Source organism: Mycobacterium sp. HUMS_12744610, from assembly GCF_041206865.1.
GTDB classification, from domain to species: domain Bacteria; phylum Actinomycetota; class Actinomycetes; order Mycobacteriales; family Mycobacteriaceae; genus Mycobacterium; species Mycobacterium servetii.
Map to the genome: position 1 here is coordinate 2,632,792 of NZ_JBGEDP010000001.1, position 15,409 is coordinate 2,648,200.

General features: G+C 71.3%; 14 protein-coding genes and 2 pseudogenes. 14 read left to right on the forward strand and 2 right to left on the reverse strand.

Features of this window, described 5'->3' with window-relative positions; translation table 11 throughout:
- Positions 1 to 2 precede the first annotated feature (2 nt).
- From ftsW to AB8998_RS13040, 14 genes and pseudogenes are all read left to right on the forward strand, one after another.
- A complete protein-coding gene (gene ftsW, locus AB8998_RS12975; protein WP_369738315.1) occupies positions 3 to 1,598 on the forward strand; it encodes a putative lipid II flippase FtsW in 1,596 nt (531 codons plus the stop codon).
- Positions 1,595 to 2,784, forward strand: a pseudogene (gene murG, locus AB8998_RS12980) (undecaprenyldiphospho-muramoylpentapeptide beta-N-acetylglucosaminyltransferase); the annotation flags it as partial. The gene ftsW and the pseudogene murG, both read left to right, overlap by 4 nt.
- Positions 2,785 to 4,253 (forward strand): annotated as a pseudogene (gene murC / locus AB8998_RS12985) (UDP-N-acetylmuramate--L-alanine ligase). It begins immediately after the preceding pseudogene.
- On the forward strand, positions 4,250 to 5,272 hold the full coding sequence (gene ftsQ / locus AB8998_RS12990) for a cell division protein FtsQ (protein WP_369738316.1): 1,023 nt from the start codon (positions 4,250 to 4,252) through the stop codon (positions 5,270 to 5,272). The pseudogene murC and the gene ftsQ overlap by 4 nt, the downstream one beginning before the upstream one ends.
- A gap of 222 nt (positions 5,273 to 5,494) precedes the next feature.
- Positions 5,495 to 6,664 carry a cell division protein FtsZ gene (gene ftsZ / locus AB8998_RS12995; RefSeq protein ID WP_369741553.1) on the forward strand — a complete coding sequence of 390 codons (1,170 nt, stop codon included), beginning with the start codon at positions 5,495 to 5,497 and terminating at the stop codon, positions 6,662 to 6,664.
- A gap of 88 nt (positions 6,665 to 6,752) precedes the next feature.
- Positions 6,753 to 7,460, forward strand: a complete 708-nt coding sequence (gene pgeF, locus AB8998_RS13000; RefSeq protein WP_369738317.1) for a peptidoglycan editing factor PgeF — start codon at positions 6,753 to 6,755, stop codon at positions 7,458 to 7,460.
- A 17-nt stretch (positions 7,461 to 7,477) separates the two neighbouring features.
- The gene (locus AB8998_RS13005; RefSeq protein ID WP_369741554.1) at positions 7,478 to 8,239 is read left to right on the forward strand and encodes a YggS family pyridoxal phosphate-dependent enzyme; all 762 of its coding nucleotides are present in this window, start codon (positions 7,478 to 7,480) and stop codon (positions 8,237 to 8,239) included.
- 77 nt (positions 8,240 to 8,316) lie between these two features.
- Positions 8,317 to 8,988, forward strand: a complete 672-nt coding sequence (locus AB8998_RS13010; protein ID WP_369738318.1) for a cell division protein SepF — start codon at positions 8,317 to 8,319, stop codon at positions 8,986 to 8,988.
- Between the two features lie 152 nt (positions 8,989 to 9,140).
- The gene (locus tag AB8998_RS13015) at positions 9,141 to 9,431 is read left to right on the forward strand and encodes a YggT family protein (protein WP_067900480.1); all 291 of its coding nucleotides are present in this window, start codon (positions 9,141 to 9,143) and stop codon (positions 9,429 to 9,431) included.
- Positions 9,432 to 9,681: 250 nt separating this feature from the next.
- Entirely contained in the window at positions 9,682 to 10,491 is an 810-nt protein-coding gene (gene wag31, locus AB8998_RS13020) for a DivIVA-like cell division protein Wag31 (RefSeq protein ID WP_369738319.1), read from the forward strand.
- 72 nt (positions 10,492 to 10,563) lie between these two features.
- Entirely contained in the window at positions 10,564 to 10,926 is a 363-nt protein-coding gene (locus AB8998_RS13025; protein WP_369738320.1) for a hypothetical protein, read from the forward strand.
- A gap of 84 nt (positions 10,927 to 11,010) precedes the next feature.
- On the forward strand, positions 11,011 to 11,142 hold the full coding sequence (locus tag AB8998_RS13030; protein ID WP_369738321.1) for a hypothetical protein: 132 nt from the start codon (positions 11,011 to 11,013) through the stop codon (positions 11,140 to 11,142).
- 81 nt (positions 11,143 to 11,223) lie between these two features.
- The gene (locus tag AB8998_RS13035) at positions 11,224 to 13,794 is read left to right on the forward strand and encodes a SpoIIE family protein phosphatase (protein ID WP_369738322.1); all 2,571 of its coding nucleotides are present in this window, start codon (positions 11,224 to 11,226) and stop codon (positions 13,792 to 13,794) included.
- On the forward strand, positions 13,794 to 14,120 hold the full coding sequence (locus AB8998_RS13040) for an STAS domain-containing protein (protein WP_369738323.1): 327 nt from the start codon (positions 13,794 to 13,796) through the stop codon (positions 14,118 to 14,120). Before AB8998_RS13035 ends, AB8998_RS13040 begins: the two co-directional genes overlap by 1 nt.
- Before the next feature lie 95 nt (positions 14,121 to 14,215).
- Here AB8998_RS13040 and AB8998_RS13045 read toward each other — a convergent pair whose 3' ends face one another.
- A complete protein-coding gene (locus AB8998_RS13045) occupies positions 14,216 to 14,719 on the reverse strand; it encodes a hypothetical protein (protein ID WP_369738324.1) in 504 nt (167 codons plus the stop codon).
- 50 nt (positions 14,720 to 14,769) lie between these two features.
- Positions 14,770 to 15,336 (reverse strand): RNA polymerase sigma factor SigC, encoded by a 567-nt coding sequence (sigC, locus tag AB8998_RS13050; protein WP_369738325.1) that lies wholly within the window; start codon positions 15,334 to 15,336, stop codon positions 14,770 to 14,772.
- Between the last annotated feature and the right edge of the window lie 73 nt (positions 15,337 to 15,409).

Genomic DNA, 15,409 nt, shown 5'->3' on the forward strand with positions numbered 1-15,409 from the left:
GTGTGGACAACGCGCTGACCCGGCTGCTGGGCCGGGGCGAGAAGACCGACGCGGCCGAGCCCGACGCGGCCGAGGCGACCGGCCAGGAGACGGGCCGGGCGACGGGGGACGCCGCCGAGCCCGCCAAGGGGTCGAAGGCCCCGGTCGCGGCCCAAAAGAGTGGGCCGCGACACCGCTTCGGCGCCTGGCTGAACCGGCCGATGACGTCGTTCCACCTGATCATCGCCGTGGCCGGGCTGCTGACGACCCTCGGCCTCATCATGGTGCTGTCGGCCTCGGGTGTGCGGTCCTACGACTCCGACGGGTCGGCGTGGGTCATCTTCGGCAAGCAGGTGCTGTGGACGGTCACCGGGGTCGGCGGGGCCTACGTGGCGATGCGGATGTCGGTGCGGTTCCTGCGCCGCGTCGCCTTCACCGGCTACGTGGTCACGGTCATTCTGCTGGTGCTGGTGCTGGTGCCCGGAATCGGCCACCTGGCCAACGGATCCCGCAAGTGGTTCGTGATCGGCGGGCTGTCGATGCAGCCGTCCGAACTCGCGAAGATCGCGCTGGCCATCTGGGGCGCGCACCTGCTGGCGGCCCGTCGGGTGGAGCGGGCGTCGCTGCGGGAGATGCTGATCCCACTGGTGCCCGCCGCGGTCATCTCGCTGGCGCTGATCGTGGCCCAGCCCGACCTCGGGCAGACGGTGTCGCTGGGCATCATCCTGCTGGCCCTGCTGTGGTACGGCGGGCTGCCGCTCCGCGTGTTCGGCACCTCGCTGCTGGCGGTCTTCGCCGCGGGCGCGGTCCTGGCGATGTCGGCCGGTTACCGCTCGGAGCGGGTGCGGTCCTGGATCAACCCCGAGAGCGACCCCCAGGACACCGGTTACCAGGCCCGGCAGGCGAAGTTCGCGCTGGCTCACGGCGGCATCTTCGGTGACGGGCTGGGCCAGGGCGTGGCCAAGTGGAACTACCTGCCCAACGCGCACAACGACTTCATCTTCGCGATCGTCGGCGAGGAACTCGGATTCATCGGCGCCTTCGGGCTGCTGGTGCTCTTCGGGCTGTTCGCCTACACCGGTATGCGGATCGCGCGCCGGTCGGCCGATCCGTTCCTGCGGCTGCTGACCGCCGCCACGACCATGTGGGTGCTGGGTCAGGCGTTCATCAACATCGGCTACGTGATCGGGATCCTGCCGGTCACCGGCATCCAGCTGCCGTTGATTTCGGCGGGGGGAACATCAACGGCCGCAACGCTTTTCATGATAGGGATCATGGCCAACGCGGCCCGTCACGAGCCGGAGGCGGTGGCCGCGCTGCGGGCCGGGCGCGACGACAAGGTCAACCGGTTGCTGCGGCTGCCGCTGCCGGCGCCCTACGCGCCGACCCGTTTGGAGTCGTTCCGCGACCGCAAGGGCGGTCGTCCGGGGGCGGCGAAGGCCCAGGTGCGCACGAGCGGCCGCGACGCCGAGGCGCCGCTGCGGCCGGCCGCCCGGCCGGCCCGGCGATCTGGGGGCGCCGCCCGCGGGCGGGCCAGGCATCATGGATCAGGCCAGCGTTACGCCGGTCAGCGCCAACCGCGGCGCACACGCGCACTGGAAGGTCAGCGTTACGGGTGAACGACACCGTCGAGAGGTCGGCCGGCGGGCCGGGGGCGAGCCCCCCGCCCGCCGGTGCCTTGTCGGTCGTGCTCGCCGGCGGCGGGACCGCGGGGCACGTGGAACCCGCGATGGCCGTGGCCGACGCGCTGGCCGCGCTCGATCCGCAGGTCCGGATCACCGCGTTGGGCACCGCGCGCGGCCTCGAGACCCGGCTGGTGCCCGAGCGCGGGTACCGCCTCGAGCTGATCACGCCGGTGCCGTTGCCGCGCAAGCCCAGCGGTGACCTGGCGCGGCTGCCGTCGCGGGTGTGGCGCGCCGTCCGCGAGGCCCGCGCGGTGCTCGACGGGGTGGGCGCCGACGTCGTGGTCGGCTTCGGCGGGTACGTCGCCCTGCCGGCCTACCTCGCCGCGCGCGGTACCCCCGGCCCCGGGCGCGCGAGCCGCCGCGTCCCGGTGGTGATCCACGAAGCCAACGCGCGGGCCGGGCTGGCCAACCGGGTCGGTGCCCGCTCCGCCGACCGGGTGCTCTCGGCGGTGCCCGACTGCGGGCTGGCGCGCGCCGAGGTCGTCGGCGTGCCGGTGCGGGCTGCCATCACCACGCTGGACCGCGCGGCGCTGCGGGCCGAGGCGCGCGCGCACTTCGGCTTCGCCGGCGACGCGCGGGTGCTGCTGGTGTTCGGCGGCTCCCAGGGTGCCGCGTCCCTCAACCGGGCCGTGTCCGGGGCCGCGGCCGAGCTGGCCGCCGCGGGCGTGTCCGTGCTGCACGCGCACGGACCCAAGAACACCCTCGAGCTCCGGCATCCCGCGCCGGGCGACCCGCCCTATGTGGCGGTGCCCTACCTGGACCGCATGGATCTGGCGTATGCCGCCGCGGACCTGGTCATCTGCCGGTCGGGGGCGATGACGGTCGCCGAGGTCTCGGCCGTCGGCCTGCCCGCCATCTACGTGCCGCTGCCGATCGGCAACGGCGAGCAGCGGCTCAACGCGCTGCCGGTGGTCGACGCCGGCGGCGGCATGGTGGTGGCCGACGCCGCCCTGACCCCGGACCTCGTCGCCCAGCGGGTGGCCGGGCTCCTCAACGACCCGCAGCGGTTGGCGGCGATGACGGCCGCCGCCGCGCGGGTGGGCCATCCCGACGCGGCGCGTCGGGTGGCCCAGGCGGCGCTGGACATAGCGCGACGGGCGGTGGCGGCCGGGGGGCGTCGATGAACGCCGCACAGCTGCCGCCCGAGCTGGCGCGGGTGCACATGGTCGGCATCGGGGGTGCCGGAATGTCGGGCATCGCCCGCATCCTGCTGGACCGCGGAGCGCTGGTGTCCGGGTCGGATGCCAAGGAGTCGCGCGGGGTGCACGCGCTGCGGGCCCGGGGCGCGCTGGTCCGCGTCGGGCACGACGCCTCGTCGCTGGACCTGCTGCCGGGCGGTCCCACCGCCGTCATCACCACCTACGCCGCGATCCCCAAGACCAACCCCGAGCTCGTCGAGGCCCGGCGCCGCGGTATCCCGGTGCTGCTGCGGCCGGCCGTGCTGGCCCGGTTGATGGACGGGCGCACCACGTTGATGGTCACCGGCACGCACGGCAAGACGACCACGACGTCGATGCTGATCGTGGCCCTGCAGCACTGCGGGCGCGACCCGTCCTTCGCGGTCGGCGGGGAACTCGGCGAGGCCGGAACCAACGCCCACCATGGCAGCGGCGACTGCTTCGTCGCCGAGGCCGACGAGAGCGACGGTTCGCTGCTGGAGTACCGGCCTGACGTCGCGGTGGTGACCAACGTCGAAACCGATCACCTGGACTTCTACGGCAGCGCCGACGCCTACGCCGGGGTGTTCGATTCCTTCGTGGAGCGCTTGGCGCCCGGGGGAGCGCTGGTGGTCTGCATCGACGATCCCGGCGCCGCCGCGCTGGCCGAGCGCAGCGCGGAACTGGGTGTCCGCGTGCTGCGCTACGGGTCGGCGGGTGAGAGCCTGGCCGGCACGCTGTTGGACTGGGTGCAACAGGGCACCGAGGCGGTCGCCCACATTCAACTGGCCGGCGAGCCGCATCCGCGGGTGATGCGGCTGTCGGTGGCCGGCCGGCACATGGCGCTCAACGCGCTGGGCGCGCTGCTGGCGGCGACCCAGTCGGCGCGGCCGCCCACGAGGTGCTCGACGGGCTGGCCGGCTTCGAGGGGGTGCGCCGCCGCTTCGAACTGGTCGGCACCTTCGGAGACGGCCTTGCGCCGGTGCGGGTCTTCGACGACTACGCCCACCACCCGACGGAGATCAGCGCCACGCTGGCGGCGGTGCGCACGCTGCTCGACCAGACCGGCGAGGGCCGCTGCATCGTGGTGTTCCAGCCGCATTTGTATTCGCGCACAAAGGCTTTCGCTGCCGAATTCGGCCGTGCGCTGGACGCCGCCGATGAGGTGTTCGTCCTCGACGTCTACGGCGCGCGCGAGCAACCGCTCGCCGGTGTCAGCGGCGCCAGCGTCGCCGGACACGTCAGCGTGCCGGTGCGCTACCTGCCCGACTTCTCCGCGGTTGCCGCAGAGGTGGCCGCGGCCGCCGGTCCCGGCGACGTCATCGTCACGATGGGCGCGGGCGACGTGACCCTGCTGGGGCCCGAGATCGTCACCGCGCTGCGGGTGCGGGCCAACCGCACCGCACCCGGGCGGCCGGGGATGGCGCGATGAGCCAGCCGAACCCCGAGCCGACCGGGGCCGCGCCGACCGACGTGGTGGGAGAGGAGGCCGGCCCCGCGCCGGATTCCCCTGCGACCTCCGCGCCCGCCGGGACCCCTGAGTCCGCCGAGGGCACCGACGACACCGGCGCGATCGTCACCGAACCACCTACCGACGGCGGCGAGGAGGCGGCGCCCGAGGCCGGGCAGGCCGACTTCGAGGGCCCGCGGCGGCGGGCCCGCCGGGAACGGGCCGAGCGCCGCGCCGCGCAGGCGCGCGCCATGGCTATCGAGGAGGCGCGCCGCGAGGCCAAGCGCCGGGCCGGCGGGCGCGTGGCCGCCGAGCCCAAGCCCGTGGCCCGCGGCGTGGTCCGGGGCCTGAAGATGCTGCTGGCCACGGTGGTTCTGGTGCTCGTCGGGATCGGGCTGGGACTGGTCCTGTACTTCACGCCGGCGATGTCGGCCCGCGACATCGTGGTCAGCGGGACCGGGGCGGTGACCCGCGAAGAGGTCCTGGACGTGGCCCGGGTGCGGCCCGGGACGCCGCTGCTGCAGATCAACACCAAGCAGGTCGCCGACCGGGTGGCCACGATCCGACGGGTGGCCAGCGCGCGCGTGCAGCGGCAGTACCCTTCCGCGCTGCGGATCACGATCGTCGAGCGGGTTCCGGTGGTCGTGGTGGACTTCCCGGACGGCCCGCACCTGTTCGACCGCGACGGCGTCGACTTCGCGACCGCGCCGCCGCCACCGGCGCTGCCCTACCTCGACGTTGCCGACCCCGGGCCGAGCGACCCGGCGACCAAGGCCGCGCTGCAGGTGCTGACCGCGCTGAGCCCCGACGTGGTCGCCCAGGTGAGCCGCGTCGCGGCGCCCTCGGTGTCCTCGATCACGCTGACGATGAACGACGGCCGGGTGGTGATCTGGGGGGCCACCGACCGCACCGGGGAGAAGGCCGAGAAGCTGGCCGCGCTGCTGACCCAGCCCGGGCGGACCTACGACGTGTCCAGCCCGGACCTGCCGACCGTCAAGTAGCGCCGCGGCGAGGGCGAAAAAAACCGTGTCGCGTGTCGGCGCGCCTGCGGGGTTAGCGGGTGCGCTGCCCATACCGTTCTGTTTGCGCGGAACTACCTGACATAACTCTAAGCCTGAGGTAGAGGTTGAGGGTTTGCCCAGGAGGGTTTCCGCCACCATCCGGAGAAGCTCACAGTGAGACCCCCAACCGGGACACCAGCCCATCAGGGAGGAAAACGAATGATGACCCCCCCACACAACTACCTCGCCGTCATCAAGGTCGTGGGTATCGGTGGCGGCGGTGTCAACGCCGTCAACCGGATGATCGAACAGGGACTCAAGGGCGTGGAGTTCATCGCGATCAACACCGACGCCCAGGCGCTGTTGATGAGCGATGCCGACGTCAAGCTCGACGTGGGTCGCGACTCGACGCGCGGGCTCGGCGCCGGTGCCGACCCGGAGGTCGGCCGCAAGGCCGCCGAGGACGCCAAGGACGAGATCGAAGAGCTGCTGCGCGGGGCGGACATGGTGTTCGTCACCGCTGGCGAGGGGGGCGGGACCGGCACCGGCGGCGCGCCCGTCGTCGCCAGCATCGCCCGCAAGCTGGGCGCGCTGACCGTCGGCGTGGTCACCCGGCCGTTCTCGTTCGAGGGCAAGCGGCGCAGCAACCAGGCCGAGAACGGCATCACCGCGCTGCGCGAGAGCTGCGACACGCTCATCGTGATCCCCAACGACCGGCTGCTGCAGATGGGCGACGCCGCCGTCTCGCTGATGGACGCATTCCGCAGCGCCGACGAGGTGCTGCTCAACGGCGTACAGGGCATCACCGACCTGATCACCACGCCGGGCCTGATCAACGTCGACTTCGCCGACGTCAAGGGCATCATGTCCGGCGCGGGCACCGCGCTGATGGGCATCGGGTCGGCGCGCGGCGAGGGCCGGTCGCTCAAGGCCGCCGAGATCGCCATCAACTCTCCGCTGCTGGAGGCGTCGATGGAGGGCGCCCAGGGCGTGCTGATGTCGATCGCCGGGGGCAGCGACCTGGGCCTGTTCGAGATCAACGAGGCGGCCTCGCTGGTGCAGGACGCCGCCCATCAGGACGCCAACATCATCTTCGGCACCGTCATCGACGACTCCCTCGGCGACGAGGTGCGCGTGACCGTCATCGCTGCGGGCTTCGACGCGCAGGGCCCGGGCCGCAGGCCGGTCGTGGGCGACGCCGCCGAGGGCAGCGTGGCGGCCGGCAGCGGCGGTGGGGCGCACCGGATCGAGTCGGCGAAGGCGGGCAAGCTCAGCTCGACGCTGTTCGAGCCGGTCGACGCCGTCAGCGTGCCGCTGCACACCAACGGGGCGACGCTGAACATCGGCGGTGACGACGACGATGTCGACGTGCCGCCTTTCATGCGCCGCTGAGGCCGTGGAGGTCACAATGCGGTCCCGACCTACTCAGACAATGATGTCGGGGCCGCTTGGCCGCCAACGTTTTCCGGATACTGGTGGGGTGCGCCTTCGGATCCGGCGAGTGACGACGACCCGCGCGGGCGGCGTGTCGAAGCCGCCGTTCGACACCTTCAACCTCGGCGACCACGTCGGCGACGACCCGGCGGCCGTCGCGGCAAACCGGAGCCGGCTCGCCGCCGCCACCGGCCTCGGCGCCGACCGGGTGGTGTGGATGGACCAGGTGCACGGGGACCGCGTCGAGGTGGTCGAGGGCCCGCGCGCGGGCGCGGTCGGCGACACCGACGCGCTGGTGACCGGCACGCCGCGGCTGGCGCTGGCGGTGGTGACGGCCGACTGCGTGCCGGTGCTGCTGGCCGACGCGCGCGCCGGGGTGGTCGCGGCCGTGCACGCCGGCCGGGTCGGCGCCCAGCGGGGCGTCGTGAACCGCGCGGTGGAGGCCATGCAGCGCCTGGGCGCGCAGGTCGCCGACATCTCGGCGCTGCTCGGCCCGGCGGTCAGCGGCGCCAACTACGAGGTGCCCGCCGCGATGGCCGACGAGGTCGAGGACGCCCTGCCGGGCAGCCGCACCACCACCTCGGCCGGGACGCCCGGGCTTGACCTGCGCGCCGGGATCGCCCGCCAGTTGACGGATCTGGGCGTCACCTCGATCGACATCGACCCCCGCTGCACGGTGGCGGACCCGACGCTGTTCAGCCACCGCCGGGGCGCGCCGACGGGCCGCCTGGCGTCGCTGGTGTGGATGGAGTGACCGCGGTGACGGGGGATATGCCCGACGGCGACCGCGAGGCCGAATTGACGCACGCCCTGGCGGCCGTGCGGTCGCGACTGGCCGCGGCGGCGGAAGCGGCGGGCCGCAACGTCGCCGAGATCGAACTTCTCCCGATCACCAAGTTCTTCCCCGCCACCGACGTGGCCATCTTGGCCCGCCTGGGTTGCCGGGCCGTCGGCGAGTCACGGGAGCAGGAGGCCGCGGCCAAGGTGGCCGAACTTGCCCGGCTGGCGGGCGCCGCGCCGCGCACCGAGTTGCCGCCCGTCAACTGGCACATGGTGGGCCACATCCAGCGCAACAAGGCCCGGTCGGTGGCCCGGTGGGCGCACACCGCGCATTCGATCGACAGCTCGCGGCTGGTGACCGCCCTCGACAAGGCCGTGGCCAAGGCGCTGTCCGATGGTCGTCGGCAGCATCCGCTGCGCGTCTACGTCCAGGTCAGCCTCGACGGCGACGTGTCCCGCGGCGGCGTCGACGTGGGGGCGCCCGGCGCGGTGGACGAGGTGTGCGCTCAGGTCGCCGGCGCCCCGGCCCTGGAACTGGTCGGGCTGATGGCCGTCCCGCCGCTGACCGGGGACCCCGAGCGCGCCTTCGACCGGCTCCAGGCCGAACACCGGCGGGTGCTGCAGTCGCACCCCGAGGCGGTCGGGCTGTCGGCCGGCATGTCCGCGGACTTCGAAATCGCCGTCAAACACGGTTCGACCTGTGTGCGTGTCGGTACCGCGCTATTGGGCCCGCGGCCGCTACCGTCACCGTGAGTAGTCACTGTAGTCACATCTTCATCACAGACAACACCACTGCGAGAACCTTCCCAGGGCTAGAAGGGGTCAACACGATGAGCACACTGCACAAGGTCAAGGCCTATTTCGGGATGGCCCCGATGGAGGACTACGACGACGAGTACTACGACGACCGTGCGCCCTCCCGCGGTTTCCCCCGCCCGCGCTTCGACGAGAGTTTTCAGGGGTACGGCCGCTACGAGGGGCGCGACTACGAGGACCACCGGGATCTCCGGGACCCGCGCAGCGAGCCGGCCGACTATGCCCCGCCCGGGTACCGCGGTGGCTACGCCGAGGAGCCCCGCTACGGTTCGGTCCACCCCCGCGAGTTCGAGCGGCCCGACATGCCCCGGCAACAACGCTTCGGGTCGTGGCTGCGCAACTCCACCCGCGGCGCGCTGGCGATGGACCCGCGCCGGATGGCGATGCTGTTCGACGAGGGCAGTCCGATGTCGAAGATCACGACGCTGCGGCCCAAGGACTACAGCGAGGCCCGGACCATCGGCGAGCGGTTCCGCGACGGCACCCCGGTGATCATGGACCTGGTCTCGATGGACAACGCCGACGCCAAACGGCTGGTCGACTTCGCGGCCGGCCTGGCCTTCGCGCTGCGCGGTTCGTTCGACAAGGTCGCGACCAAGGTGTTCCTGCTGTCGCCCGCCGACGTCGACGTGACGCCGGAGGAGCGCCGCCGGATCGCCGAGACCGGCTTCTACGCCTACCAGTAGGGCCCCGCTGCGCGGCACCGCAGGGCTCGGGTGTCCCCAACCAAGCGGGCCGGACCCGGCTGAGATGTGTGCCCGCGTCCGCGGTCGGTACGCTGACAATGACCGCCTAGCGTGCGGCGCTTGACATCTCATCGGTTAAGGTCGGGTCTTCGTTGGTTCTGTTCTTTCAGATTCTTGGGTTTGCACTGTTCATTTTCTGGCTGCTGCTGATCGCCCGGGTGGTCGTCGAGTTCATCCGTTCGTTCAGTCGTGACTGGCATCCCACCGGCGTCACCGTGGTGATCCTGGAGATCATCATGTCGATCACAGATCCGCCGGTGAAACTGTTGCGCCGGCTGATCCCGCAACTGACCATCGGCGCGGTGCGCTTCGACCTGTCCATCATGGTGCTGCTGCTCGTCGCCTTCATCGGCATGCAGTTGGCGTTCGGCGCCGCGGCGTGAGCTCTGCCGCAAACTCCGGCACCGCTAGGAAGACGGTTCGGCCACGTTTCAGCCTCGGTTTCGCTCGCGCGATTTCAAATTTCCGAGGATTGGGATTTTATTGGCTCGATGTCTGAAATCCGTGCTTATTTATTGGCCTAATCGGCAACGTTCGGGTCTGGTGTGACAGGATGGACGGCAGTTGCACGACGGCTAGCACTCCGTTCTACACTTTCTGGAACGTTTGACAGGAACTTGAGGGGACGAAACAATGCCGCTTACACCAGCCGACGTCCACAATGTGGCGTTCAGTAAGCCACCCATCGGCAAGCGGGGCTACAACGAAGACGAGGTCGACGCCTTCCTTGACCTCGTGGAAGCCGAGTTGACGCGGCTCATCGAAGAGAATTCCGACCTGCGCCAGCGGATCGAGGAACTAGACCAGGAGCTGGCCTCCGGCGGGGGTGCCGGGGGCGCGGTCGCCGCCCAGGCCACGCAGGCGATTCCCGTCGTCGAGCCCGAACCCGAGTCGGCCAAGCCGGCGCCCGTCGTGGCCGCTGCGCCCGCGGAGCCGTCGGGCAGCAACGAGGAGCAGGCCATGAAGGCCGCCCGGGTGCTGGCCCTCGCGCAGGACACCGCCGACCGGCTCACCAGCACGGCCAAGGCCGAATCCGAGAAAATGCTCGCCGATGCCCGCGCCAACGCCGACCAGATCCTCACCGAGGCTCGCAACACCGCCGAGACCACCGTGGCTGACGCCCGGCAGCGCGCCGAGGCGATGCTGTCCGACGCCCAGACCCGCTCGGAGGCGCAGCTGCGCCAGGCCCAGGAGAAGGCCGACGCCCTGCAGGCCGACGCCGAGCGCAAGCACTCCGAGATCATGGGGACCATCAACCAGCAGCGCACGGTGCTCGAAGGCCGCCTGGAACAGCTGCGCACCTTCGAGCGCGAGTACCGCACCCGGCTCAAGACCTACCTGGAATCTCAGCTCGAGGAGCTCGGCCAGCGCGGATCCGCGGCACCCGTGGACTCCAGCGCCGACGCGGGCGGGTTCGACCAATTCAACCGGGGCAACAACTAGCGGACCCTCGCGGTCGGCGTCCTGAAGCCGGCCTGGACCTGAACGTTCCGTCGTCGGCTGGAGGATGACCCGATGCTGATCATCGCGCTGGTGTTGGCCGTAATAGGTCTGGTTGCGTTGGTGTTCGCGGTCGTCACCAGCAACGAGTTGGTGGCGTGGGTGTGCATTGGCGCCAGCGTCCTGGGCGTGGTGCTGTTGATCATCGACGCGCTGCGTGAACGTCAGCAGCGTGGCGCGGGCGAGGAAGAACCGGGCGAAGAGTCCGCCGCCGACCATGAGGGCGCATACGTCGACTATCCGGAGGAAGCCGCGGACGATCGGCCCGCCGCGGACACCAACGTCGCCGCGGACACCAACGTCACCGAGTCGTTTGAGGAAGCCGCCACCGAAGCCGGTGTGCCCGCCGACGGCCGGGGTGACGACCCGGCGAAGTAGCCCCCGCGGGCCTCAGCCGCTCGGCGTGCCGAGAAGTTCGGCGCGACGGGCAACCCGGTCGACCTCGCAGCGGCCGAGGTGGGGGTGCTCGACGAAAGCCCCGACGTCTATGTGTGCGGGCCCCCGCCGCTGAGCGAGGCCGCCTACACCGCCCTCACCGCGGCCGGGGTGCCGCGGGAGCAGATCCACGCCGAACGTTTCTTCAGTACATCCTGACGGCGATCCCCGGCCGTACCGGGCGAGCTGGGCCGACCCCGAACGGAAGGATGCCGCAAACCGAGGGTTAGGTTTGTCTGCATGGCCAATGAGGGGGGTGAAGCCGCGTTTACCTGGCAGGGCCGGCGCGAGCCGGGTGGGCCCGTGCACGAACAGCTCGACGACCTGACCGCGGCTCGCGACCAGATGGAGCAGCTGGTGCGCGTCATCGTCGAGATCGGTTCCGACTTGGACCTCGACGTCACATTGCACCGAATCGTGCACGGGGCGATGGAGCTGACCGGTGCCCGGTTCGCGGCGCTGGGAATCCGCGCTTCCGACGGCGCCCTGACCTTGTTCGTCCACGAGGGAATCGACGAAGGAACTGCGCGCCGGCTCGGCGACCTGCCGGTCGACGGGGGCCTGCGTGTCGACGACCTGAGCACTCACCCGCAGGCCGGCGGGCTGCGCGGACACTACCCGCAGCTGCGGGCGGTCCTGGGCATACCGATCACTGTCCGGGCCGCCGACTTCGGCAGCCTCTATCTGGCCGACGACCGGCCCGGGCGGGCGTTCTCGGACACCCAACAGGCGGCCGTGCGAGCGTTGGCCACGGCGGCGGCCGCCGCCATCGACAATGCGCGGCTCTTCGAGCGGGAACGCGAAACGGGGAAATGGACGAAAGCCAGCCGCGAGATCACCACGGCGCTGCTGTCCGGCGACCCGCAAACGGGCCCGCTACAGCTCATCGTGAACCGGGCGCTGGAACTGGCCGACGCCGAGCAGGCGATTCTGCTGGTTCTCAGGGAACCCGACCTGCCCGCCGACGACGTCGACACCCTGGTCGTGTCCGCGACGGCGGGCCGGTACGCCTCGCAGGTGATCGGTCAGCAGGTACCGATGGACGGCTCCACCACCGGCGGCGTCGCGCGTCGCGGTCAACCTGTGATCACCGATTCCTTCCAGTATCCGATCGAGGGGTTTACCGACGTCGGTGAACGTTCGGCGATCGTCATGCCGCTGATCGCCGACAGCAGGGTCCTGGGCGTGATCGCCGTAGCGCGCCACCCGCACCAGCCGCCCTTCGGCAACGACTACCTCGAACTAGTCAGTGACTTCGCCCGGCACGCCGCCATCGCGTTGGCGCTGGCGGCGGGCCGCGAGCACGCGCTCAATCAGGAGCTCGCCCAGGCGGACACCGTCGACGACGCGGTGCACGCCGCGGCCCAGGAGCTGCGCCGGCTGTGGCGGGCGCGCCGCGTTCTGGCCGTCACCTTCCCGGCCCGCAATGCCCCAACGGGAATCGCTTTCGGTGCTCCGCACGTGGTGTCGGTCGGCGAGCCCGCGCAGTGGGACGACCTGCCGTCGGAAACCCGAGCGGTGCTCGAGTCGTTGCGCGACGGAGATCTGCTCGCCCCCAACGCATCTCTGCCGGGAACGGCGGGTATCGCACTACAGCACCCGGACGGGGTGCTCGTCGTCTGGATGGAACTGGTGGCGCAGCGGCCGTTCACGCTGGAGGATCAGACCTTGCTCACCGTGCTCGCGGGCCGTCTCGGCCAGGGGCTGCAGCGGGTGCACCAGGTCGACCAGCAGCGCGAAACCGCGCTGGCGCTGCAACACGCGATCCTGGGCCCTGCCGATCTTCCGCACGGGTTCACGGTGCGATATCAGGCCGCCAGCCGCCCACTGCAGGTGGGCGGCGACTGGTACGACATCGTGGATCTGGACGACGGGCGCATCGCGCTGATCGTCGGCGACTGCGTCGGGCACGGCCTCGCCGCCGCCACCGTGATGGGGCAGATGCGCAGCGCCTGCCGCGCTCTGCTGTTCGAAAACCCGAGCCCCGGGGCCGCTCTGGTGGGCATGGACCGGTTCGCAGCGCGGCTGCCCGGCGCCCAGTGCACCACCGCCGTCTGCGCGGTGCTCGACACCGGCACCGGCGAGTTGGTGTACTCCAGCGCCGGGCATCCGCCGCCCATCCTGGTGAACGCCGACGGCACCACCCGGATGCTCGAGGGCGGCCACACCATTGCACTGGGGATCCGACGCGACTGGTCGCGCCCGGAGGCCCTCGTCACCATCCCCGCGCGCGCCACGCTGCTGCTCTACACCGACGGTCTGGTCGAACGCCGCCGCTACGGGCTGGAACACGGCATCGCCCGCGCCGCCGCCTTCGTTCAGGACGGCCGCGTCCTGGCGCTGGACGATCTGGCGAACCAGATCATGTCGGGTCTCGCGCCGACCGGCGGCTACCAGGACGACGTCGCCCTCCTGCTGTACCGACATCCGGCTCCGCTGGAGCTTGAATTTGCCGCCGAGGCAAGCAATCTCGCCTCCACCCGCACCGCGTTGCGCAGCTGGCTGGGCCGGGTCCAGGTGGACGCCGACCAGGCAATGAACGTTCTGGTCGCCGCCGGGGAAGCCGTCTCCAACGCCATCGAGCATGGTCACCGCCACACCCCCCAGGGCACCATCAGCCTGGCCGCGACCGCACTCGTCGACCAGGTGCAGTTGACCATCACCGACACCGGCTGCTGGAAGACCCCGCAACCGGAGGCCGACCCCCATCGCGGCCGGGGTATCGAACTCATGCGCGGGCTGATGCAAGACGTGACCATCAAACCCGGCACGGCCGGAACCACCGTCCACCTATCCGTGAGGATCACCTGATGCCGACGTCGCTCACCCTGGACACCGCGCGCCGCGATGACGGGAAGCTCTCGCTGATCGCGGTGGGGGAGATCGATCTGAGCAACATCGATGCGTTCAGCCAGGCGCTCAGCGCCGCCAGCACCGAGGCCGGCAGCGGCGGCGGCAAATTCACCGTCGACCTCAGCGCCGTCGAGTACCTGGACAGCGCCGCCATCAACGCCTTGTTCGCCCGGGCCGACGACATCGATCTGATCGCCAACCCGGTCCTGCTGTCCATCCTTTCGGTGAGCGGCCTGTCCGAACTGGTCGACGTCGAAGCCGCCCCGCCGCCGGCGGGAGGCTGAGGCGGCCGCGGCCCGCGGAGTCCGGTGGAAGGGCCCTGGCTCACCCGGCTCCTGGCGCGGGTGAGCGTGGTCGAATTCGGTTGTCCGGCAACGGGCTAGCCGTCGCGCGGGCCGATTCGCGCCTCGGCGGCCACCCGCATGTCCGGCTGCGAGCGCTCCCAGGGCGTGAGGATCACGGTTAGCCACGTCAGGCTCAGGACAAGCGTGGAGAGCACCCCGGCCACCATCCATGCGGAGACCCCCCCGGAGGATCCCGGCGGTGCGGTGCGGTGCCACCACACCATGCCCAACCCGGCGATGGAGGCGACGACGCTGATGTAGGCCGCCGTGCAGCACCACCGGAACCGCGGACGGCACACCGCGAGCGACGATATCGAGGCCGTGAGACCGAAAAGGGATGTCGCAACGCAGGAAAGCCAGCTGGTACGGGCTTGCGTGGCGGCCATGCTCAGGCAACCGAGGACGGTGGCGGCGGCCAGCACGGCCACCGCCACGCCCGCGACGGCGCGCACGCGCCGGCTGAGCCAGACGTCCTCGAGCACACGGCGACCGATCTTGCCCAGCATCGCCTCGAGGTGGCTGTGGCTACTGGTAGGCATGTCCAATGGTCGCACCGCCGCGCGGCCGGGTTCCCCCCGCCGTTGCGCGATCAGCCCGCCTGGTCGTCGCGGCGGGCGGCGTCGAGCAGGTCTTCGCGGGCGCGCGCGACACGGGAGCGGATGGTGCCGACCGGACAGCCGCAGACCTCGGCGGCCTCCGCGTAGGACAGTCCCAGGATCTGCGTCAGAACCAGGACGTCACGGCGATCGGCGTCCAAGCCGTCCAGCAGCATCCTGATCTCGACCATGTCCTCGAAGCGGGCCGACCCGGAGTGGCTGTCCAGCAGACTCTCCAGGTCGACGGTGGAGCTGGTGCGCGGTCGCCTCTGGTTGTGCCGGATCTGGTCGATGACGACGCGACGGGCGATGGACAGCAGCCAGGTCCGCGCCGACGACCGGCCGCTGAAACTCGGCAGTGACCGCAGCGCGCGCAGGAACGTCTCCTGGGTGAGGTCGTCGGCGCTGCCGGGATCGGCCAGGAACGCCACGACCCGCCAGACGTCGCGCTCGGTAGCCCGGACGAACTGTTCGAGGGCGGCGGAATCGCCCCGTCCGGCCGCCAGCGCCAGACAAGTGACCTTGTCGTCGTCGCCGCGCTCGCCCACGCCGAACCACATTAGGTCATCGAAGCGCCGTTGCCCGCGCCGGGAAGGTCCATGCGGGTTGCGAGGCCATCGGGCGGCGCCGCCG

Excerpts from the sequence above, each read along its gene's own strand:
- wag31 (WP_369738319.1), top strand. The coding sequence starts at position 9,682 with ATGCCGCTTACACCAGCCGACGTCCACAATGTGGCGTTCAGTAAGCCA.
- ftsQ (WP_369738316.1), top strand. The coding sequence starts at position 4,250 with ATGAGCCAGCCGAACCCCGAGCCGACCGGGGCCGCGCCGACCGACGTG.
- AB8998_RS13005 (WP_369741554.1), top strand. The coding sequence starts at position 7,478 with ATGCCCGACGGCGACCGCGAGGCCGAATTGACGCACGCCCTGGCGGCC.
- ftsZ (WP_369741553.1), top strand. The coding sequence starts at position 5,495 with ATGACCCCCCCACACAACTACCTCGCCGTCATCAAGGTCGTGGGTATC.
- AB8998_RS13045 (WP_369738324.1), bottom strand. The coding sequence starts at position 14,719 with ATGCCTACCAGTAGCCACAGCCACCTCGAGGCGATGCTGGGCAAGATC.
- AB8998_RS13025 (WP_369738320.1), top strand. The coding sequence starts at position 10,564 with ATGCTGATCATCGCGCTGGTGTTGGCCGTAATAGGTCTGGTTGCGTTG.
- sigC (WP_369738325.1), bottom strand. The coding sequence starts at position 15,336 with ATGTGGTTCGGCGTGGGCGAGCGCGGCGACGACGACAAGGTCACTTGT.
- AB8998_RS13035 (WP_369738322.1), top strand. The coding sequence starts at position 11,224 with ATGGCCAATGAGGGGGGTGAAGCCGCGTTTACCTGGCAGGGCCGGCGC.
- AB8998_RS13040 (WP_369738323.1), top strand. The coding sequence starts at position 13,794 with ATGCCGACGTCGCTCACCCTGGACACCGCGCGCCGCGATGACGGGAAG.
- AB8998_RS13010 (WP_369738318.1), top strand. The coding sequence starts at position 8,317 with ATGAGCACACTGCACAAGGTCAAGGCCTATTTCGGGATGGCCCCGATG.